General features: G+C 71.8%; 21 protein-coding genes. 9 read left to right on the top strand and 12 right to left on the bottom strand.

The genetic code is table 11. The features are described from left to right. Positions 1-300: 300 nt before the first annotated feature. The gene (locus AB0F88_RS06620; protein ID WP_362678190.1) at positions 301-3,273 is read right to left on the bottom strand and encodes an ATP-binding protein; all 2,973 of its coding nucleotides are present in this window, start codon (positions 3,271-3,273) and stop codon (positions 301-303) included. Between the two features lie 391 nt (positions 3,274-3,664). Beyond that, positions 3,665-5,608, bottom strand: coding sequence for a hypothetical protein (locus AB0F88_RS06615; protein ID WP_362678188.1), 1,944 nt, complete (start codon positions 5,606-5,608; stop codon positions 3,665-3,667). Between the two features lie 176 nt (positions 5,609-5,784). Between AB0F88_RS06615 and AB0F88_RS06610 the strand changes: the two genes are divergently transcribed. The 3 genes from AB0F88_RS06610 to AB0F88_RS06600 all read left to right on the top strand — a co-directional run bounded on the left by AB0F88_RS06610 (position 5,785) and on the right by AB0F88_RS06600 (position 8,845). Next, positions 5,785-6,432 (top strand): hypothetical protein, encoded by a 648-nt coding sequence (locus AB0F88_RS06610; RefSeq protein WP_362678186.1) that lies wholly within the window; start codon positions 5,785-5,787, stop codon positions 6,430-6,432. Beyond that, a complete protein-coding gene (locus AB0F88_RS06605) occupies positions 6,429-7,181 on the top strand; it encodes a hypothetical protein (RefSeq protein WP_362678184.1) in 753 nt (250 codons plus the stop codon). Before AB0F88_RS06610 ends, AB0F88_RS06605 begins: the two co-directional genes overlap by 4 nt. A gap of 851 nt (positions 7,182-8,032) precedes the next feature. After that, positions 8,033-8,845, top strand: a complete 813-nt coding sequence (locus AB0F88_RS06600; RefSeq protein ID WP_362678182.1) for a hypothetical protein — start codon at positions 8,033-8,035, stop codon at positions 8,843-8,845. On the opposite strand, the gene AB0F88_RS06595 is transcribed toward AB0F88_RS06600, so the two are convergent. Then, positions 8,784-10,130: a hypothetical protein gene (locus tag AB0F88_RS06595; protein WP_362678180.1), complete on the bottom strand. Its 1,347-nt coding sequence runs from the start codon at positions 10,128-10,130 to the stop codon at positions 8,784-8,786. The genes AB0F88_RS06600 and AB0F88_RS06595 overlap by 62 nt on opposite strands. Positions 10,131-10,410: 280 nt before the next feature. Here AB0F88_RS06595 and AB0F88_RS06590 point away from each other — a divergent pair, with 280 nt between their 5' ends. Then, positions 10,411-11,391: a DsbA family protein gene (locus AB0F88_RS06590; RefSeq protein ID WP_362678177.1), complete on the top strand. Its 981-nt coding sequence runs from the start codon at positions 10,411-10,413 to the stop codon at positions 11,389-11,391. Between the two features lie 287 nt (positions 11,392-11,678). On the opposite strand, the gene AB0F88_RS06585 is transcribed toward AB0F88_RS06590, so the two are convergent. The 9 genes from AB0F88_RS06585 to AB0F88_RS06545 all read right to left on the bottom strand — a co-directional run bounded on the left by AB0F88_RS06585 (position 11,679) and on the right by AB0F88_RS06545 (position 16,567). After that, positions 11,679-11,975: a DUF1416 domain-containing protein gene (locus AB0F88_RS06585; protein WP_329089613.1), complete on the bottom strand. Its 297-nt coding sequence runs from the start codon at positions 11,973-11,975 to the stop codon at positions 11,679-11,681. After that, on the bottom strand, positions 11,975-12,814 hold the full coding sequence (locus tag AB0F88_RS06580; RefSeq protein ID WP_362678175.1) for a sulfurtransferase: 840 nt from the start codon (positions 12,812-12,814) through the stop codon (positions 11,975-11,977). The genes AB0F88_RS06585 and AB0F88_RS06580 overlap by 1 nt, the downstream gene beginning before the upstream one ends. A gap of 15 nt (positions 12,815-12,829) precedes the next feature. After that, the gene (locus tag AB0F88_RS06575; RefSeq protein WP_362678173.1) at positions 12,830-13,228 is read right to left on the bottom strand and encodes a DUF4395 domain-containing protein; all 399 of its coding nucleotides are present in this window, start codon (positions 13,226-13,228) and stop codon (positions 12,830-12,832) included. A 62-nt stretch (positions 13,229-13,290) separates the two neighbouring features. Continuing rightward, positions 13,291-13,374 (bottom strand): putative leader peptide, encoded by an 84-nt coding sequence (locus AB0F88_RS06570; protein ID WP_350969279.1) that lies wholly within the window; start codon positions 13,372-13,374, stop codon positions 13,291-13,293. 91 nt (positions 13,375-13,465) lie between these two features. Further along, a complete protein-coding gene (locus AB0F88_RS06565) occupies positions 13,466-13,804 on the bottom strand; it encodes a thioredoxin family protein (protein WP_362680553.1) in 339 nt (112 codons plus the stop codon). Between the two features lie 246 nt (positions 13,805-14,050). Further along, the gene (locus AB0F88_RS06560) at positions 14,051-14,977 is read right to left on the bottom strand and encodes a zf-HC2 domain-containing protein (RefSeq protein WP_362678171.1); all 927 of its coding nucleotides are present in this window, start codon (positions 14,975-14,977) and stop codon (positions 14,051-14,053) included. Further along, on the bottom strand, positions 14,974-15,486 hold the full coding sequence (locus tag AB0F88_RS06555; RefSeq protein WP_350969222.1) for a sigma-70 family RNA polymerase sigma factor: 513 nt from the start codon (positions 15,484-15,486) through the stop codon (positions 14,974-14,976). Before AB0F88_RS06555 ends, AB0F88_RS06560 begins: the two co-directional genes overlap by 4 nt. Positions 15,487-15,534: 48 nt before the next feature. Further along, entirely contained in the window at positions 15,535-16,215 is a 681-nt protein-coding gene (locus AB0F88_RS06550) for a DUF2993 domain-containing protein (protein WP_362678169.1), read from the bottom strand. Between the two features lie 100 nt (positions 16,216-16,315). Next, positions 16,316-16,567, bottom strand: coding sequence for a MoaD/ThiS family protein (locus AB0F88_RS06545; protein ID WP_362678167.1), 252 nt, complete (start codon positions 16,565-16,567; stop codon positions 16,316-16,318). Positions 16,568-16,774: 207 nt separating this feature from the next. Between AB0F88_RS06545 and AB0F88_RS06540 the strand changes: the two genes are divergently transcribed. From AB0F88_RS06540 to AB0F88_RS06520, 5 genes are all read left to right on the top strand, one after another. After that, positions 16,775-17,488: a response regulator transcription factor gene (locus AB0F88_RS06540; RefSeq protein ID WP_362678165.1), complete on the top strand. Its 714-nt coding sequence runs from the start codon at positions 16,775-16,777 to the stop codon at positions 17,486-17,488. A gap of 14 nt (positions 17,489-17,502) precedes the next feature. Next, a complete protein-coding gene (locus AB0F88_RS06535) occupies positions 17,503-17,925 on the top strand; it encodes a transposase (RefSeq protein ID WP_362678163.1) in 423 nt (140 codons plus the stop codon). A gap of 173 nt (positions 17,926-18,098) precedes the next feature. Continuing rightward, positions 18,099-18,701, top strand: coding sequence for a DUF998 domain-containing protein (locus AB0F88_RS06530; protein ID WP_362678161.1), 603 nt, complete (start codon positions 18,099-18,101; stop codon positions 18,699-18,701). Then, the gene (locus AB0F88_RS06525; protein ID WP_362678159.1) at positions 18,698-19,954 is read left to right on the top strand and encodes a sensor histidine kinase; all 1,257 of its coding nucleotides are present in this window, start codon (positions 18,698-18,700) and stop codon (positions 19,952-19,954) included. Before AB0F88_RS06530 ends, AB0F88_RS06525 begins: the two co-directional genes overlap by 4 nt. After that, positions 19,951-20,610, top strand: a complete 660-nt coding sequence (locus AB0F88_RS06520; RefSeq protein ID WP_362678157.1) for a response regulator transcription factor — start codon at positions 19,951-19,953, stop codon at positions 20,608-20,610. The genes AB0F88_RS06525 and AB0F88_RS06520 overlap by 4 nt, the downstream gene beginning before the upstream one ends. Positions 20,611-20,646 lie beyond the last annotated feature (36 nt).

Here is a 20,646-nt window from a genome sequence, read left to right as displayed (position 1 = left end):
GCCGTCTCCTCGCTTGGCGACCCGTCGCGGGACGACCCGGCGGCCGACCGGCCCGGCCGCGGGACCGGAATCACCGAATCGTTCATGCCGCAGATCTTAGCCCTGCTTCGGCACCGTCACCCCCCGGCGGCACGTCACACGCACCCCCCGGTGACGGTGAGGTACGCAAGCCCTCGGACCCGGCCGGAGAACACCGGAAAAGACCCGGGCGGGGCTCATGGCGGAGTTCGGGGAAAAGCTCACGGCAAAGCTCACGGAGTGAACCTTCCGCACGCCGGGGACACCTTGGCCGAACCGCCCTCACTGCTCGACGAAGGCGAGCTCGGCGGGCTCCGGCGAGTCGGCGTCGAAGGGCAGCACGAACCGGTGCGGCCACGACAGCACGCTCTCCAGCCAGCTCGCCCCCATGGTCTGGGACACGTGCCGGAGCCGGTCCGCCGGGTCGACGCCGATGGTGACCGTGAGGATGTCGCGCTCCACGCTCTCGCGCTCGTCGTCGCCGAGGATCACCCGCCAAGCCAGCTCCCTGTTCCTGTCCACCTCCATGGACAGCGGGTGGTGGCGAAGCGCCTTGGCCCGGTGGCCGAGCAGCTCGGTGCCACCCGCGGGACGGTTGAACAGGGCGTACTCCATGACCGGTGCGGAGCCGCGCGGGTTGGGCGCGGGCTGGCCGTGCGGGAAGAGCCTGTCCACCTCGTGCAGCCACCGCACCTGCGGGATGACCCAGGCGGGCCCCGGCCGCTCGCCGGGGTCGCGGTCGGGACCGAGCAGCCTGGTCGCGATCGTGGCGACCTGCTCGGTCAGCTTGGCGGGGTCGCTGACGGTGCGCAGCGACCAGGCGCGGCGGCCCACGCAGCGTTCCACCGCCGTGGCCAGCAGGCACTCGCGCCGCCGCGGCGGGAGCTCCGCCCACAGGTCGGCCAGCGCCCTGGGCACCCCGGGCACCGGCCGGTTGGTGCAGAACGCCAGCACCAGCGTGTCGGTCCAGATCCGCAGCCAGGCCCATTCGGACGCCCCGGCGAGCAGGTCCGCCTCGCGCAGCTCGACCAGCGTGCACGCCCGGCCGGTGCGGCACTCCTGCCCGCAGGCCGCCGAGCGGCGTCCGCAGATGGGCGGCATGTGGCCGGGGACCGGGCGCTCGCGGTCCTCGCCCAGCGGCACCTGGATGCGCAGCGGCCGGTCCATGCCGTCGGCGAAGACCGCGGCGACGCCGGGCGGGAGCGAGACGACCTGCCGGGACTGCTCCTCGCTCAGGTTCGTCGCCGCGCCGACCAGCTGGCGGTCGTCCTCGGCGGGGAGGCGGTGGATGACCTTCAGCGCGGTGTTCTTCACCACGTCGGAGACCAGCTTCGTGGGGATCTGCTCGGCGACCACGATGCCCTCGCCGTACGCGCGGATCTCGGCGAGCATGCCCGCCAGGAGCTCGACGGCGTGCGTGCTGGCCCGCCCCGCGCCCCGGTCGCGCAGCAGCCGGTGCGCCTCCTCGATCACGATGACGTGCTTGAGCCCGCTGCTGCGCTCCTTCCTGGCCCGCATCCGCAGGTGCTCCACGATCCGGATGATCAAGGTGCCCATCAGGAACGCCTTGTCCTCGTCGTTGGCGACGTCCTCGATGGCGAGCACCACGTTGCGCTGGAGCAGGTCGCCGATGTCGGCGGGGTGCCCGCCCTCGAAGAACCGGCCCGCGGAGCCGACCCGCAGCGACCGCAGCCGCAGCGAGATGAAGCCCTCCACGTCGGCCTGGACCTCCCGGCCGTAGCCGATCTCCTTGATCACGTCCATCGCGTGCCGCTGGAGCTGTTCGAGGGTCGGTACGGCGGGCCTGACCGCGGCGCCCGGGGCGGCCCAGCCGGTGACCACGTCCCAGCCGTTGGCCTCGTACACCCGCTGCAGGGCGAGCGACATGATCTGCGGGAACGGCTCCTCGGCGTCGAAGGCCGCCATGAACAGCGCGCGGACCATGTCGATGTGGGCCTGCACCGGATAGCCGGGCTCGGGGGCGAGCGGGTTGACGCTGAACGGCACGCTCTCCGGGGCCGACGGGTTGATCACGGTCACCGGGGCGAGATGCTCGATCCGGCCGCCCATCGAGGCGTACTCGGACTTGGCGGGCTCGATGGCGAGCCACGGGATGCCCGCGCCGGTGAGCTGTTCCAGCAGGTGCCTGACGGTCTGCGACTTGCCGGAGCCGGTGGCGCCGGTGACGAAGGCGTGCCGGTTGAGGGTGGCCAGCGGGACCTTGAACGAGCCGACCGGCCTGTCCTGGCCGTCGAGGATCGATCCGAGCTCGACGGTGAGCGCGCCGGGCACGTTGTCCGCCTCGCTGGTCACGTCGAAGAAGCCGGCGTCGAGGACCCGTACCCCCGGCACCTCCCGGTGCGGCAGCCCGGCGAGCGCGGCGAGCGCCCCCGCGGTGGCCGCGAACGGGGAGGCCGCGCCGTCCGCCGGGTCCTGCAGGGTCGTGGCCAGCGCCTCGGCGAAGCCGTACACGGGACCGGACAGCGCGCTGCGCAGGCGGTAGGGGTGGTGGCTCATCTCGGCGGAGCCGACGAGCACCGGGGCGATCTGGCGCAGCTCCTCGGGCCCGGCGGCCCCGGCGAGCACCCGGACGTTCCACAGCCCGGCCTCGCGGAAGGCGTCCAGCTCCTGCATGCGCCGCTCGGCCCGCTCGGCGTCGTAGCGGGAGCGCTCGGAGGCGTCACCGTACTGCCGCAGCACGTTGAGCTGGGTGCGCAGGTGCGCGACCTCGGCGTCGAGCAGGTCGGTCTGCTCGGCCACCACCAGCCAGGCGAACGGCCGGGACATGAGCGTGACCAGCGTCGACTCGAAGAGCGTGGGCCGCCTGATCTCGTCGGCGTCCGGCTCGCGGCGCCCGCCCAGCGGCGGGGCCTGCCGTCCCGGGCAGACGGTCCAGGCGAGATCGGACAGGTCGCGGAGCCACTCGTCGCCGATCCGGACACCGCGGGCACCGCTGGGGAACAGCAGCGGCTCGGGACCGCCGGGGGCGTGCTCGGCCTCGGTGGCGGCCCTGCGGGGCGGGCGCGGCGGGGTGAGCGGCCCCGCGTTGGTGATCAGCTCCAGCGGGGCACCGGACCCGCGTGAGAGCCAGCCGACCACGAAGGGCCGGTTGCGCTGGGCCGTGGAGAGCACGGCGGGCAGGACGGTGACGAAGTCCCACTCGGCGGAGGAGCTGCGCGAGGGCGCCGTGATCGCCTGGATTCTGTACCAGGGACCGGTCAGGGCATTGGGCGGACGGGACACACTTGGCTGCATTTGGTCTCCACCCGGGGGACCCGGCTCCAGGCCGGAGGGTTGACGCTTCACGGATCGCTCCGTCGTACCGGCCGACGCATGATCGAGATCGAGGGTAGGTCACCCCCGCAACCACGGTCGAACCTGACTCGGGGCTCGCACCCCGGCATTGACCATCCCATTACGAGATACGGACGACTCGTTGACGCATCCGGTGAAAACGCCGCCGCCCGAGCGAACCTCACCCGAGCCTTCTTCCCCCTCCAGGCTCGCGTCACCCGAGCCTCCTTCGCCCGAGCCTCCCCCCTCCAGGTTCGCGTCACCCGGACCCGCACCGCCCGGGCCTCCGCCCTCCGGGCTCCCGTCGTCCGGGCTCCCGTCTGCCGGGCTCCCGTCGGCCTGGGCCGGGTTCTCATTGGCGGCGACGCCAGTCGAGCCTGGCCGGGGGCGGGCCGAGGTTGGGAGGCGCGTCCTCGAACGCGCTCGACGCGCGCGGCTCCGCCTTCTGCTCCTGGTGCACGTGGTCCAGCGCGGCTTCCCTGATCTCGTCGAACTCGCCCAGCGTCGTCTTGGGGAAGGTCAATATGGCCGGGTTGGCATCGGCGAGACGGACTCTGCGGCCCTCGGCGGTGGCGTCGGTGACGATCACCGAGGTGGTGGGAAGCTGCTGGAGCTGGTGGGGCTCGACGAGGAACTCCCTGGAGCGGTGCAGCACCCGCTCGGTCTCCCCCATCGCCTTGGTCGCGCGACGGCCCCACTCGGTGGACTCGGTGATGTCCTCCTTGAGGTCCGTGTGGCTCACGTCGCGCTCCTCGTCACCCTCCTCGGCCTGGCCGACCGTGGAGACGTAGCCGCCGTCCATCCCGGCTCCGGCGGCGCTGATCGTCTCGGTGAGCTGGGCGAGCTCCAGCCGGTGCTCGGTGCCGACGTGCTCGCTGGCGACCCGGGCGTCCTCGGCGTTGCCGAGCCGCATGAACGTCACCGCCGCGTGCCCGCGCCCGAGCCGCTCCCGCACGGTCGGGGTCAGCGCCCGGTAGGTGAGCACGAGGCCGGTCCTGGAGGTCTCGCAGGCGTCCATCAGCCGGTCGAGCACGTCACCGCGGAGCTTGTCCGCGCCCGCGACGATGATCGTGTGGTACCACGGCCGCTCGGAGGCGGGCGACTGGCGCAGGATGTGGGTGAGCGCGGTCGCCACGTACGTGCCCAGGACGCGGTTGCCGAACACGCCCGCCTGGCGGTCCATCGACACGACCCGCAGGCGCGCGGGCGGCAGGCGCACCGCCTCCGAGCCGAGGGTCTCCAGCTTGCGCAGCTGCGACTCCAGCGCCCACGCCCGTTCGATCACCACCCGGTCGCTGACGCCCCGGCCGAACAGCGTGCCGATCCGCTCCAGCTGGGTGGCGGTGATCAAGCCGAACCGCAGGTCCTCGCGGGGGTCGCCGACCTGGGCCAGGGCGCGCAGGGCGGCGGTGACCTGGTTGATCGTGGCGCTCTCGCCGAGGACCTCCAGGACCCGCTCCAGGATGGCGTTGTCGAACGACAGGTCCCTGGTCGAGCGGTGCTCCTCGCTGACGCTCACGACGTGGGCGAGGACGTCGGCGAAGGCCTCCGGGGCGAGCGTCGCGCCCAGGTCGAGCCGGGGCAGGTCGACCGGCAGCACCCAGACCAGCGGGTCGTCGCCGCCCCTGCGCGCGAGCTCGATCAGGTCCTTGGCGATCGCGCCCTCGGACAGGTCGAGCACGGTCAGGTGGCCGCCGCTGTAGAGGCGGGTCGCGCCGAGCAGGGTGATCAGCGCCGACCAGCCGGGCAGCGTGCCTCCGGCCACGTCGATCCGGTCGATCTCGTCGGGCACCGCCACGGCGTACCAGGTCAGCTGGCGGTCGTGGCGCTCCTTCTTCTCCGCCCACTCCCGGTAACGGGCGGCGTGCTCCTCCTGGGCGAGGAAGAGCTCCCTGTCGCGTTCCTCCCGCAGCCGGTCACCGGCCACCTCGCGCTCCCTGATGCGGTGGCGCACCGCCCGGTCGCCCTGGTGGACGGCGTAGCTGCAGAACGCCGCGATGCCACCGGCGGCGATCACCCCGACGGCGGCGAACGACCAGCTGAGCATCTCGGTGATGCCGAGGACGAGGATCAGGGTGGCGAGCGCGGCCATGAACCCTCGAACGATCTTGACCGGCCGGTTCAGGAGGTCCTCGTTGAGGCGTTCCCTGCGTACCCACTCGGGGTCGAGCGGCTCGGGGGGATTCTCGACGGGCGAGGGTCGCTTGGGAGCCGGACCCGGATCAGGGTGCAACAAGGCGTACTGCCAGCCCAGGTAGATCCGGTCCGCCTGGAGCTGCGCATGCTCTGGATGCACGTCCGCCACGGAACCTCCGCCATCGGGCTCATCGGAAGCCTCGGAGACAGCGTAAGAGTTCGACATCATATTCGGGCAGCGTTCCCGTCAATCCGCTGTATTTTCCCCAGGTTCGCCAGGACTTAAGGGGCAGATGAGTCGGATGAGACGGACGTCAGCGATTAACATCGTTTCTCATGACTCCGCCTTCCGAGGGTCCCACCAGACGGCGCCCCATCGCGGTTCCGCTCGTCGCCCTGGTGACGGCCGCCGGTCTGGGAGTCACCGCCGCCGTCGGCGGCTTCGCCACGGCCCCCGACAAGCCTCCCAAGCGGCTCGGCCAGGGCTCGACCGTGGACCAGGAGCAGTTCACGACCACGTTCGTCGGGTCCCGCACCCTGAGCGAGCCCGGCCTGTTCGGCGGCCCCGCCAAACGCTTCCTGGAGATCGAGCTCCGGGTCGTCAACAAGGGCGACGAGACCGCGATCACGGGACTGCTCTACGAGGGCACCCTGGCCGGCGGGTCCCTCGGCACGTCCCTGCTCAAGATAACCCCGGCGATCAAGGGCAAGTACGGCGCGTCGGTGTTCTCCCCCACCGGAGGCGGCGAGAGCACACAACTCCACCCGGCCCTGCCGACCAGCGTCGTGGTCAGGTACGAGCTGGAGGACAGGCAACGGGCTCCCAAGCAGCTGACGATCGACGTCGGCAAGTACGAGTGGCGTGAGGGGATCACCCTGGCGCCGGGCTGGTTCCTGGTCACGGAGAACGACGCGGGCAAGGAGAAGCCCGTGGTGACGGCCCAGGTCACGCTTCCCGTCGTGCCGAAGGGAACACGTTCGTGAACGCCTCTTCCCGTTCCCGGCCCGAGGCCCGTCCTGAGACTCATTCGCCGCCCGAGACCCGGCCCCGGCCCGAGACGCGTCCCCGGCCCGAGAACCACCCCCGGCCCGGCTCCCGCTCCGGATCGCCCGCCCGCCGCAGAACCACCGCGCCGCCGAGCCGGTGGCGCGCCGCCGGCGCCGTGCTGGCCGGGATCGCGCTGGCGGCCTCGGCCGTGGGACTGCAGGCCTTCGGCTCGGGGATCGCCGACCATGACGCGCCCCTCACCTCGACCGGCGACATCAACGAGGAGGTCACCGGCTCCCGGATCTCCGCACGGGTCAAGGCGGTGCACGCGGCCAAGGCCATCGCGACCGAGAAGGCCGGCGGCGAGCAGCAACGGGTGACCGCCAAGGGGATCTTCATCATCGTCGAGGTGGGCGCCACGGCGACCTGGGAGCCGCAGCAGCTGGGGCCTCCCCGGCTGCTGACGGGCGGCGGGCACCGTTACGTGGCCTCCGACAGGGTGGACCCGATGTCGACCATCACCCATCCCTACATCCAGCCGGGCTGGTGGACCGAGGGTGTGACGGTCTTCGAGATCCCGCCCGGGGAGCTCCCGGACTCGCGGATCCTGCTCGCCCCCTCATCCGGTTTCATCATCGAGCCGAACGGACCCGAGATCGAGATAGACCTGAGGCTGGACGAGGCGGCCGCGCGACGGCTGACCTCCACCGCGAAGGACGTCTACGAGTTGGCGAGCAGGAACTGATGGGGACGCCACACCGGGGAGGCCCCGAGGACGAGCAGGGCCGCGACTGGTTCGCCTCGCGGGAGGAGCGGCTCGCGCGGGAGGAGTCGCTCGCACGAGAGGAACGGTCCGCGCGGGAGGCACGGTCCGCGCGCGAGCCCCGGCCCGCGGAGGAGCACGGGCCGGCATGGGAGCACGGGCCCGTACGGCAGAACCGGCCCGACTCGGAGGATCGTTCCTCCCCGCCGTCTCGCGATCCCTACCGAGGCAGCCCCTGGCCCGCCACCCTCGGCACCTGGCCGGCGCCGCCCGGCACCCCCGGCACCCCTGGCGAGCATCCGACACCGCCCGGCCCGACACCGCCCGGACCGCCGCCTTCCGGACCGCCGCCTTCCGGCGCTGCCGGCGAGCGTCCGACGTCGCCAGGACCGATGTCTCCCGGCACTCCCGGCGCTCCGGGCGTTCCCGGCGTTCCGGGCGTTCCCGGCGTTCCCCTCAGGCACCCGGCACCGCCCGGTCTCGACGACGCGCCCACGCAACCTCGCGGACGTCACGCGGAACCTCCCGCGGCCCACCGGCCGCGTACCGGACAGAATCCGGAACGGCCCGCGCTTCCCCGGGCCCGGCGGCTGAACCCGCCCGAGCCCGGGAACCGCCATGCCGGGCAGGGGTTCCCCCCTCCGGCGCAACCGGCCCCCGCCCCCCGCCCCGCCGCCTCACCGGCGCCCCCCGCCCCGGCCCCCGGTCTTCCCGCCGTACCCCCCGCCCCGGCCCCGGGTCTCCCCGCCGTACCTCCCACCCCGGCCAGGAGCCGCCCCACCCCGCCCCGGCGCCGGCAACCTCCGGGCGGTGGTCAGTGGACGCCCGGCCCCATGCAGACGTTCCCGGACGAACAGGTCTGGCCCCCGAAGCCGCCCGTGGAAGAGCCGGCGGAAGAACCGGAGGGCGCCTCGACCCAGCCGTTCCCCTCCGTCACCGGGCCCCCGCTGCCCAGACCCTCCGCCACCGGAACCGGGACGGCGGCGGTGATGCCCGCCGCCGCCCCCACCGACGCGCCGCCCGGGGAACGCCCACCGCAGGAGACCGCGGCGGCCGCGGAAGAGACCTCACCGAGGAGGAGGCGCCGTACGGTGTTGCGGGTCGGCGCGGCGATCGTGGCCGTGGGACTCGGCATCGCGGTCTCCACGTGGAACGGTTACACCGTCTACAGGACCGGCAACCCCGCCGACAGGATCTACACCGTCGCCGCGGGGGGCGCCATGACGCTGATGCACGTGTCGTGGAAGTCCTCGGTCGAGCAGGTGGACAGCCTGCCCGGCCAGAAATCCCTCCCGGCCGACCGCCAGTGGCTGAAGATCAAGGTGACGCGGACCGCGCTGGACGCCGAGGGCATCAGCCGGCGCGGTGAACCCCAGGTCGAGGTAAGGCATTCCGACGGCCGCGTATGGAAGGTCCTCCCCGAGAGCGACGACGTCCCGGACGAGGCCAAGGACCACAGGGTCGGTACCGCGTACTCCTACAACATGGTCGCCGTGGTGCCCAGGAAGCTGGCGGGGCAGGTCGAGGTCCACGTCCGCCCCGCCACGTACGACGTCGTGGAGGACGAGTCCATGAAGGACATCTTCAAGAAGGCCGCGGAGCAGAAGGACCCTGTTCAGGACCAGGTGCTGCGCTTCCGGCGGTGAGCGTCTCCCCCGCCTCACGACTGCGGGTGGCCGCGATGTCGAACGTGGCCGCCAGCAGGCAGACGGTCAGCGTCAGCACCGCCATCTCCCTGACGAAGGACACCGGCCCGGCCAGCGCCAGCCAGACGAACGGGTCCTCGTTGCCGATCAGCATCCGCACGCCCCGGTCCGCGTAGTCGGTGACCACCCTGATCCCGACATAACCGAGGCAGAAGAGACCGAACAGCGCGGGACCGCCCCGGACGGCGAGCCGGAAGGCGTTCACCGGGGGGACCCAGCGCTCCTGGAACCCGGCCGTGGCACGGGTCATCGTGGTCTGGGTGAGGTTGTGCGTCCGCTCCATGCGGGTGGCCACGTTGTCGAGCCTGGTTCCCCGTACGACGGCCCGGGTGTCCTCGGCGAAGGCTCCGTAGACGAGCGAGGCGACCGTCAGCCAGGTGAGCGGGACGACCAGACCGTCGATCACATGGGGCCAGACGTCCCCGACCGCGTCCCAGAAGGTCTTCCACCACGGCATCGCCTCACCCGCCTGCTCGGCCCAGTCCCTGGCCGCCGCCACGACGACCCGGTGGTCCAGCCATTCCGCCCGCGCGTCGGCGAGGGCGAACAGGGCGTTGATGCTGTAGAAGGCGAAGGCCAGCTCGAAGAAGGTCGCGAACACGCCGCTGCCCCTGACCTTGCCGTTGACGTGCCACCAGCTGAACAGCGTCTTGAGCAGGTACGCGACCACGGCGACCCCCAGGGAGACCCGCACGTCCAGCGTGGAGAGCCCGGTGCCGCCCTCCACCTCCTGCCCCGCGAGACTCGCCGCGAAGTCCTGGTCGACCCGCCTGGCGGTGTCGACGGCGATGAACTCCCTGGCGTCGGCGTTCTGGAAGCTCCAGGCGAGGTAGATGGTGGCGAAGACCAGAGTGGCGCGGTTCAGCGCGCCGAACATGCTCTCGTCCGCCTCGCCGCCCTCCCGCCGCGCCTGGATCTCCCGCAGCGCCCCGCGCACCGAGTGCAGCATGCCGACCATGATCACAAGCTCGTTCAACACGATCAGCGTGAAGACGAACATCGTGATGACGAGCCGTACCTGCCGGTAGTCGCCGTGGGAGACCTCGCTGGCGGCCACCATCAGCAGTCCCCGGACCACCCTGCCCGCCGAGAACCACAGGATCAGCGACAGGGCACAGGCACCGAAGATCCTGAGCGTGTGCATGGGCAGCGAGGCCGCGGAAAGCGAGGCGGACCTCCGGCCGACCGCCGGCGACTGTGCGGGCATAACAGGCGTTTCAGGCACCCGACGCATGCTAACGACTCCCCTGACGGAGCGCAGCCCTACCGGCGAGGCCGGTGGAACACCGCGCTCCCGGCACCTCCCGCCGATCCCGGCGCCCCTCTCCGGCCGTCGTGAGCGCGTCCGGATCCTCGGCGGGTAAGCGTCCGGATCCCCGGCGGATAAGAAGGGCGCCGAGACGGTGACCGCCACAGGTTCCCACGCTCGTGACCTGCACCGGCCGAGACCGGAGGGCCCGCCGAATAAACGACCGGCCCCGTTTGTTGCAGCGGCAATGAAGCGCATGGAAGTCTGGGCCGACATGGCCTGCGCGTGGGCCTACATCGGCAGGCGGCGCCTGGAGCAGGCGGAACTCGGCGAGGACGTGGAGATCGTCTGGCGCCCGTATGTCATCGACCCGATGGCTCCGGTTCCGTCGGAGCCACTGGAGGAGGAGCTGCGCGACCAGGTCGCCGAGGGCGCCCTGCGAGCCCTCCACCCGACCCCGGCTGGGGAGCGGGCCGATGACGGCGGGCGGCCGCGGGGCGCCGTGTGGCGGGCGAACACGTTCGACGCCCACCGGGTGATCGCCCTCGCCCACCGGCGGGGCGGTGCGGCGCTCCAGGGCGCGGTCGTGGAGCGGATCCTGCGTGCCCACTTCGTCGAGGGCTCCGACATCGGGGACCGCGCCACCCTGGTCGCGCTCGCCGCCGAGGCCGGTCTGGACGGCATGGCCGAGGCGCTCGGCCGAGGCGACGGCGCGGACGAGGTCCGCTCCGAACTGCTGCGCGGCAAGGCCGAGGGCATCGTCACCTCGCCGACCTTCGCGGTCGGCGACACGACGGTCTCCGGCGCGCAGCCGGCCGAGGTCCTCGCCGGCCTGGTACGGGACGCCGCTCCCCGGCGGGAACTCCCCGACGAGGTCAGGTGGCTGCGCCAGGCCGAGGCGCTGCTGGACGCCCGGGATCCCCTCGGCGCCTTGTGGACGCTGCGTCCGCTGCTGGCCGATCACGGCGACGACCCCGCGGTCCGGCTGCTGGCGGCCCGCGCCTACTTCGGCTCGGCCCAGCTCGGCAGGGCGAGGGAGACCCTGGAGGCGCTTCTGGAGCGCACCCCCGGTGACCACTACGCCCGGTTCCTGCTCGGCCGGACCCTCGAACGCGCCAGCCGTCTCCCCGAGGCCCTGCCCCACCTGCGCCTGGCGGCGGCCATGTCCCCGGAGCCCGACTACGTCGATGCCCTCGATCGTGTCGAGAACCGTCTGGCGGACCGTCTCGCGGTCTGACGTGAGAGGGCGGAGACACCGTTCCGCCCTCTCATGAACGACGAGCTCCGAAACCGCGAACCGCGGGACGAACGAACCGCGGGACGAACGAACCTCCGGGACCGGCGGACTTTCAGAACCGGCGATTTTCCGGCGCGCCAGGCGCGCCAGGCGCGGCAGGTACGGCAGGCACAACGGAAAGGACCGGCCTCCCGAAGAAGAGCCGGTCCTCTCACCCTGCTGATTCGTGCTGTTCGTGCTGTTCGGTCGACGTGCTGGTTCGCCGTGGCGAGTCCGGCCCCGAGGGGTCAGACGGCCACGGCGAGCTGGGTGACCTCACCCAGGCGGGCCTGGGCCGGGATGTCCTTGGTGACCCCGCCGCCCGCGATGATGCGGACGGTCCAGTCACCGGGGGCGGCGAAGAAACGGAAGATGCCCTCGTCGGACACCACGACCTCACCGGTGAACTCTCCCGCGTGGTCGAGCAGGCGGGCGTATGCCGTGCCCGCGCCCGAGACCACGCCCTGGATGACGGCCTGGCTCGAAAGATCGATCCCGGCCGGAAGGGCAACCGTCTGTTCCGGAGCAGCGCATCCCTGAGTCATTATCGGGCCTCTCCCAGTTCGATCGGCACGCCGATGAGCGAGCCGTACTCGGTCCACGATCCGTCGTAGTTCTTGACGCTGGCCTGGTCGAGGATCTCGTGGAGGACGAACCACGAGTGCGCGGAGCGCTCCCCGATGCGGCAGTAGGCGATGGTGTCCTTGGAGAAGTCGACACCCTCACCCTCGTAGAGGGCCTTGAGGTCCTCGTCCGTCTTGAAGGTGCCGTCGTCGTTGGCGGTCTTCGACCAGGGGATGTTGCGGGCGGTGGGAACGTGGCCGCCGCGCTGCGCCGCCTCCTGCGGGAGGTGGGCGGGCGCGAGCAGCTTGCCGGTGAACTCGTCGGGCGAGCGCACGTCGACCAGGTTGAGCTTGCCGATCGCGGCGACGACGTCGTCACGGAAGGCGCGGATGGACAGGTCCTGGTCCTTGGCCTGGTAGCTCGTCTCGGGACGCGAGGGGACGTCCTTGACCAGCTCGCGGGAGTCGAGCTCCCACTTCTTGCGGCCACCGTCGAGAAGCTTGATGTTCTCGTGGCCGTAGAGCTTGAAGTACCAGTACGCGTAGGCGGCGAACCAGTTGTTGTTGCCGCCGTAGAGGACCACGGTGTCGTCGTTGGCGATGCCCCTGGACGACAGCAGCGCCTGGAAGCCCTCACGGTCGATGAAGTCGCGGCGGACCGGGTCCTGCAGGTCCTGCTTCCAGTCGACCTTCACGGCGCCACGGATGTGGCCCTTGTCGTATGCACTGGCGTCCTCGTCCACTTCAACGAGAACAACGCCGGGAGTGTCGAGGTTGGCCTCGACCCAGTCGGCGTCGACCAGGACGGCGGAGCGGCTCATTTTGATCCTCCAGGATCATCGTGCGGCGGGTAGTAAACGGCGAATGATCAAAAACATCTCGCAGCCGAGACAGAAACCAAAAGCGGCGTTGAGAAATGCGGCGAAAAGGGCCGCTGCGACGACACCGAGGGCCAGCGGCGTGATCTGTGTGACGTATCCGACCAAGCCCACCAGAGCGAAGGCGAGTCCGACCCCCTGCGCGAAACGCGGCGGGGCGGCGTCCTCCAACTCCTTCGGCGGGCTCTTCACCATCCCTTTGAAAATCATCCCGTACGGCGAGGTGCCGAGAACGCCCAGTGCGAACACGACGGCCTGCGCTGCCAGCAGCCACACGCTGCCCGTCACGAGGACGAGTGCGAGCACGACGGTGGTGACGGCCGCTGCGAAGCGGAGAGCTCGGGAATCAACCTGCATCGCCTGATGCTCCTGAAGGGTTGTGCAGATCGGTGCGGCTCGACGGCCGCTTGAGATCGCCCTTAGGAAACGCGACAGAGAGCGGTGGTCACGCGGCAGAAATCAACCGCGCGCCGCTTCGTGAGCAGCTCTGTCGTGGAGTTCATGTCCACGACATTACCCCGGCGTCCCGCCATCTGTCACATCCCTGTCCAATTTCTGAGACATGATCGTTCAATGGGCGATAGGGTGCCCCGCTCATTCGCCGACCGCCAGACCGAGGGCACCGATGACGTCGGCTTTCCTGGGTTGCCCGGAGGCGCGCCTCACGACCCGCCCGGACGCGTCGAGGACCAGGACGGTGGGGGTGCGCAGGATGTTCAGCGATCGGACCAGGTCGAGGCGGGACTCCGCGTCGATCTCCACGTGCGCGACGCCGGGCACCATCCCGGCCACCTCGCCGAGGATCCGCCGGGTCGCCCGGCACGGCTGGCAGAAGGAGGTGGAGAACTGCACGAGCGTGGCCCGCTCTCCCAGCTCCGCGTGGATGTCCCCGGACGTGAGCCGCTCCACGTCGCCCCTCACCTCTCGCGCCACGCCGTTCCGTCGCCGCAGCACCACGCCCACGAGCGTGGCGAGGGCGAGGGTGACGACCACCACCGTCAAACCGGTCACGGAACACGACAACAGGCGTGCGCCCCGCGCCATTCCCGCGCCGGGTTCCCGCGCCGGCCTCCGCGCTCGGGCCGTTTCCCCGGGACCGGGCGGACGGCTCTTCCCCGGACCGGGCGGACGACCCGGTGGAACGGGCGGACGACCCGGTGGAACGGCACAACGGACGGGTCAGGAGGCGGGGATCGTGAGCAGCACCCGCCCCCCGGCGGTGGTGATCTCGAACGACGTGATCCGCTCCGGCGGGATCGTCGTGGTGCCCTCGAAGTCGCCCGACTCGTCGTAGGCGGCCCGGTTGACGACCCAGTTGCCCGCCGTCTCCCTGAGCCCGCCCTCCCCGACCACCTCCAGCCGGCAGCGCGTGCCCTTGGCCACCCCGGTGAGCGTGACCTTGATCGTGGTCGCTCCCTCCCCCGCGGACGCGGTCACCACCGCGCGGACCGTGCCCGTGTCGTCCGCCCCCTTGAACCGCAGCTCACTCGGGGCGAGCAGGACCTCCGGCGCGGGGCTGGACGGCGGTGACCCGGAGGCGTCCGGTACGGGACCGGCCGTCGAGGACCCGGAGGTGTCCGGCGCGGAGCTGGCCGCCGGGGACCTGAAGGCCTCCCGGGGCGGTGACGTGGAGGACTGGACCTTGGCACTGGCCTTGGCGTCGGTGTCGGGCGCGACCGGATCCCCGAAGGACCGAGCGCTCTCCTGGCCGCCCTGCGCGGAGGTCGCCGGCCTGTCCGCCAGAGGCGCCGACGCCGTGCCGACCTCCCGGGAGCCCTGGGTGACGGTCCACAGGGTGCCGCCGCCGAGCCCGACCACCAGGACCGAGGCGGCCAGCGAGAGCATCAGGCGGTTCGTACGGCGCCGTTTGGCCTTGGCGCTGAGCAGCCGGTCGAGCACCGCCGTGGGCGGGCTCGCCACCTGCGCCACGTCGCCCTCGGACACCCTGCCGAGGAACGCCGTCACCCCGGCCAGCTCCTCCAGCTCGGCCCGGCACTCGGCGCACTCGGCGAGGTGGGCCTCGACGAGCACGCGCTCGTCCGGCTCCAGGGCACCGAGAACGTAGACCCCGAGCGACATCCGTACTTCGTCACAGGTCATCATCATGGCGCGAGCCCCCGCTCCTCCAGCGCCAGTTTGAGCGCCCGAAGCGCGTAATACGTGCGCGATTTAACCGTTCCTGCGGGGATGCCGAGCGACTCGGCGGCCTCCTTGACGGATTTCCCCTGGTAGTAGACCTCGGCCAGCACCTCGCGGTGCTCGGGCCGCAGCGCGGCCAGCGCCTCGGCGACCGCCCACGACTCGACGGCCCGCTCCAGCTCGTCGTCGGCGGGCACCACGGCGAGCGCCTCGTCACCCGTCTCCGGGGGTCGCGCCTTGCGCGCCCGGTGCTGGTCGACGACGAGGTTGCGGGCCACCGTGAACAGCCACGCGCGGATGGAGCGGCCGGCGAACGCGTCAGGATGGCGCCAGGCCCGCAGCAGCGTTTCCTGCACGACATCCTCCGCTCTCCCCGAGTCGCCCGTCAGCCGCAGCACGTAGCCGTAGAGTGGCCCGCCGTGCTCGTCGAAGAGCGCCCTGACGAGTTGCTCGTCGGCGGTTCCGGCTTGGCTCACATCCTCACGACGTACGGCGGGACGATCCGGTTCAGGCACGGGGCACGTTCAGCCTCGGAGGGGCACGTCGGAGGCCTCGCCCGAGATGCGCAGCCCCTCGGGAACGGCCTTGACCTCGGTCAGCTTGAGGTTGTACGGCAGCTTGCCGATCGGGATGCGGTAGTTGATGAACCGCTCGGGATCGGGCACGGGGATGCCTCCGCCCAGGGTCACCTTCCCGGGGACGAGCCGCAGGCCGCCCTCGACGATCTCGACCTTCAGCGCCGCCTTCACGGGCACCTTCTGCCCCAGCACGGTGATCTCCCCGCTGACGTTGAGCTCGTCGCCCACGACACTGACCTTGATCCCGCGAGGTGCCCGCTGGTTGAGCGTCTCCACCGGGACGACCACCGCCCCCTCCACGCGCTCGGCGCGCATGTCCACCTGCTGGGGACGGAGCACCAGGTCCTCCAGCGAGGCCGTGACGCCGCGCAGGGTGAAGTCGACGCTCGACAGCCGGATGCCCGAGACGGTCATCGCGCCCGCGGCGACCCTGACCTCCTCGTAACGCCCGGCGATCGCCTGCGTCAGGAAGGGGATGCCCTCGATCGTGACCTCCGGCGGGGTCGAGAGGTCGTACTTGGCCGTGGCCTGCGTGGCGATCTCGCGCTGGACCCCCGTGACGGCGACCCTGTCGAGGATCACCACGAGAACGAGAAGCAGGAGGAGAAAACCGATCAGCTTGCGCATCCGACTCCCTGTTCGTTCTCCGGCCCGAGGGGTGCCATTGGCGTGACCTCCCCCCGCAATCCTGTCCGAAACGCCGCGCCGTTGGTAGCGTCCACCCCGCTCAACCGCCCGCGAACGGCGGAAGCACCTCGACCGTCGCCCCGTCCGCCAGGATGATCGTCTCGTGGGCCCGCCTGCCCACCGGATCCCCGTCCACCAGGAACGACGACCGGCTCACCACGCGAGCCAGCCCTTCACGATTCGATGTGATTTTCGTCATCAACTCGGCAAGCGTCGCGGCCTCGGACCGCTCCTCCGCGATCCCCGCCGCCTCCTTCGCCGCGGCCCAATATCTGACAATGACCGTCGCCATCAGTGAATCAACTCCCCAAGCACACGTACGGTTACCGTGTCATTACGGTGAATCCACATGGAGAACGGGTGTTCACCAGGTGGACGTTCGCTGGACGCTGAACCCTTGTGGGTTATCCTCACCTACTACGGGACCTGGGCAACGTAGCCCCCGGGTCCTTACGTGTTTGTACGGCTCATTGCCGGCATGACGCGGGAAGGAGGCATCGTGAGCAATCTCCTGCTGCTCACCAACGCCCTTGAGCCCTCAACCGAGGTGCTTCCGGCGCTGGGGCTGCTACTGCACTCGGTACGGGTCGCGCCCGCGGAGGCATCCGCCCTGCTCGACGCCCCGCCCGCCGACGCGATCCTGGTGGACGCGCGCCGCGAGCTCGTCCAGGCCAAGAGCCTGTGCCGGCTGCTGCGCACCACGGGCGTCGCCTGTCCCCTGGTGGTGATCGTCACAGAGGGCGGTCTCGCCGGGCTGACCGCGGAGTGGGGCGCCGACGACGTCATCCTCGACACCGCCGGGCCCGCCGAGGTCGAGGCGCGGCTCAGGATGGCCGTCGGCAAGCTCCACCTGTCCGCCGCCGAGGAGGTGCCGGACGAGATCCGCAACGGTGACCTGTCGATCGACGAGGCCACCTACACCGCCAGGCTCCGCGGGCGCGCGCTGGACCTGACCTTCAAGGAGTTCGAGCTCCTGAAGTACCTGGCGCAGCACCCCGGCAGGGTCTTCACCCGCGCCCAGCTCCTCCAGGAGGTCTGGGGGTACGACTACTTCGGCGGTACCCGCACCGTGGACGTCCACGTCCGGCGGCTCCGCGCCAAGCTCGGCGCCGAGTACGAGGCGCTGATCGGCACGGTCCGCAACGTCGGTTACCGGTTCGTCCCCGAGCGCGGCAACGAGCCCGTCGAGGAGCGCGAGCCCGCGCGCCACTAGGTCCTGTCCTCAATGTGATCTTCTTCCGCGATCGTGTTCGGCGTGACCCGCCGGACGGGCCGACCGATGAGGAACGGGAGAAGCCGCAGCCGTTTTTCCCATCTGGGCTGATGGGCCGTCCGCGAGACGACGACCGCCGCGTGCTCAACGGCATCGTGCGGGAGATCCGTTCCGGGGCGGCCCGGCGGGATGTCACTGCCGGGTACGGGTCCCGGCAGAGCATCTGCACCCGCTTTCGCCGACCGCTGCGACAAGGCCGCCACCTCGTACACCGCTGTCGTCACCATCGCCGCGATTCTCCTGTGGCTCCAACCACTTCGAGGACACGGCCTGGAGGGATGATCCGGTTTCCGGCGGCCGATCTCGCCAGGACCTGGCACACCTTCCGGTTCTCAAGCGTCCGCTGCGTGCCGGGGAGCACCGCTCCGGCACGATGATCGCGCGAGGCCGCGGGTCACGGCCGTACTCCAGCCGGTGTACCCCTATGCCGTTCGGCGAAGGGCGAGGTGACCGCCCGGGGACGATGTCCGGAGGCCGGCCGGCACGTAGCGTCGTGCCATTCCCGCCCCCCTCGGAAGGGCACGACATGACACCGCCCGCTTCTCCCGCGATGAGGTTGCCCGTACTGGCCGGGCTCGGCCTCTGCACGGTGGCCTTCACGGTCTCCGATGTGGTCAACCGGGAGATGAGCCCGGTCGCCGAGACCATGAGCCGGTTCGTCAACACGCACGCCGGCTGGCTGGTCACCGTCGGCATGTACGGCCTCGCGCTCGCCTCGGCGCTCTTCACGGTGACCTTGGCCCGGACCCGGACGAGCCGTACCGCGTCCTGGCTGTTCGGGATCTGGTCCGCCGGGCTCCTCCTGGCCGCGATCTTCCCCGCCGATCCGCCCGGCCGGTGGGATGACCCCTCGGTGTCGGAGACCCTCCACGGTCTGGCAGCCTGCGGCGCGCTGCTCGCCTTCCTGGCCGGCGCGGTGCTCCTGGCCCGCCGGTGGCGGCGCGACCCGAGCGTGCCCGGCGCGCTGAGTGCCGTCACCGTCGCCGTGGTCCTCGGGATGATCCTGTTCGTGCTCACTCTGGTCGATGTCATGGGCGCCCGCGCCCTGCCCTCCGTCGTCGGCGTGGCCGAGCGTGTCGTGATCGCCGCCGACGTGGCCTGGCTCGCGGTCGCCACGATCGGCCTGACCCGCCCGGGCGCGGTCCGCCGGTGACCGCGGCGTCCGGACCCGCCGGTGACGCGGCGCGGGAGGCGGAGGCAGGGGCCGTCCGTCTCGCCCTCACCCTCGTGCCCGCCGCGCTGACGACCGTCGCCGTCCTGATCGGCCTGGCGGCGGTCGGGGCCCCGATCGGCCGGGGCGGCGCGGTCGCGCTGGCGATCTTCCTCGGCGGTGTGCTGCTGTTCCGGCGGCGCCGGCCGGTGGGCGTGCTCCTGGTCTCGGCGACCGCGCTGGTCGCCTACCAGGCGGCGGGCCTGTTCGAGGGCGGGTGGATCTGGCCGCTGACCGTCGCCTGCTACACGGCCGCCGCCGCGGGCCGGACCCGCTGGGCCGCCGGCGTCGGCCTGCTGCTGCTGGCCTACGCCCTCGCCTGGGACTGGACGACCGGCGACCCGCCCGCCCGCGCCCTGGCCTCCGGAGGAGCCGAGACGCTGTGGCTGGCCCTGGTGCTCGCCCTCGGCAACGCCCGCCACAGCCGGCTGTTGTGGCGGGCCGAGCACGCCGCCCGCCTCACCGAACTGGAGAGGGCGCGGGAGCTGGACGCCCGCCGCGGCCTGGCCGAGCAGCGGCTGGAGATCTCCCGGGAGCTGCACGACATCGTCGCCCACACCCTGGCCGTCGTCGGCGTCCACCTCAACGTCGCCGCCGACGCCCTCGACGAGTCCCCCGAGGAGGTCCGTGACGCCCTGCGTACCGCGATGGAGGTCCGCGCCACGGCGATGGCCGATCTGCGCTCCCTCATCGGCGTCCTGCGCGACGAGCCCGGCGGTGACCAGACCCCGCAGCCCGGCCTGGCCACCGTCGCCGGCCTGGTCGCCCGTGCCCGTGCGACCGGCCTCGACGTGACTTTCGAGGAGCTGGGTGACCCCGCCCGCGTGCCCGCCGTACCCGCCGTGGCCGCCTGCCGGATCGTTCAGGAGGCCCTGACCAACACCATCAGGCACGCCGCCGCCGGTGCGGTGACGGTACGGCTGCACTACACCCCGCGGGCGGTGACGGTCGAGGTCCACGACGACGGCGGCGCCACCGGGCCGTTCGTCGAGGGCCACGGCCTGACAGGCATGCGCGAACGGGTCGCGGCCCTCGGCGGCACCCTGACGATCGGCCCGGCCAGGCCGGAGAGCCCCGCCGCACCCGGGGAGGGTGTCCTCCCCCTGGCCGCCGGGCGCTCGCCGGGCGGCGGCCTGGCCGTGCGGGCGACCATCCCGGTCGGAGACGCCGGCGGTGTGGCAGGCTCCGGCACATGACGATCACTGTGCTGCTCGCCGATGACCAGGCCCTCGTCCGCGCGGGGTTCCGCAGCCTGCTCGGCCGCTCCAGGGAGATCACGGTGGTCGGCGAGGCCGCCACCGGCGACGAGGCCGTACGGCTGGCGCGCGCGACCCGCCCCGACGTGATCCTGATGGACATCCGCATGCCCGGCCTGGACGGCATCGAGGCCACCCGGCGCATCCTGGCCGAGCTGCCCGGCACCCGCGTCGTCATCCTCACCACCTTCGACACCGACGAGCACATCTTCGCGGCCCTGCGCGCCGGGGCCAGCGGTTTCCTCACCAAGGAGGTCGAACCCGCCGAGCTGCGGCGCGCGGTCGCGGTGGTCGCCGCCGGCGAGGCGCTGCTGTCCTCGGGTGTCACCCGCCGGGTCGTCGAACGGTTCGCCCACCGGCCCGCCCCCCTCGCCGGGGACGGCCTCGCGGTCCTGACGCCCCGCGAGCGCGAGGTGGTCCGCCTCGTCGCCGAGGGCCTGTCCAACGGACAGATCGCCGACACGCTCGTGATCAGCCCGCTGACCGCCAAGACCCACGTCACCCGCGCGCTCGCCAAACTCGGCGTCCGCGACCGCGTCCAGCTGGTCATCCTCGCCTACGAGAGCGGCCTGGTACGGCCCGGCGCCACACCGTGACCTCCCCACCGTCCCGACACCGGCGAGTGCCGCCAG

This window comes from Streptosporangium sp. NPDC023963 (genome assembly GCF_040639135.1).
Lineage (GTDB): Bacteria > Actinomycetota > Actinomycetes > Streptosporangiales > Streptosporangiaceae > Streptosporangium.
The sequence above is the reverse complement of the archived record's forward strand: the minus strand, read 5'-3'. Positions and strand labels throughout refer to the sequence as shown.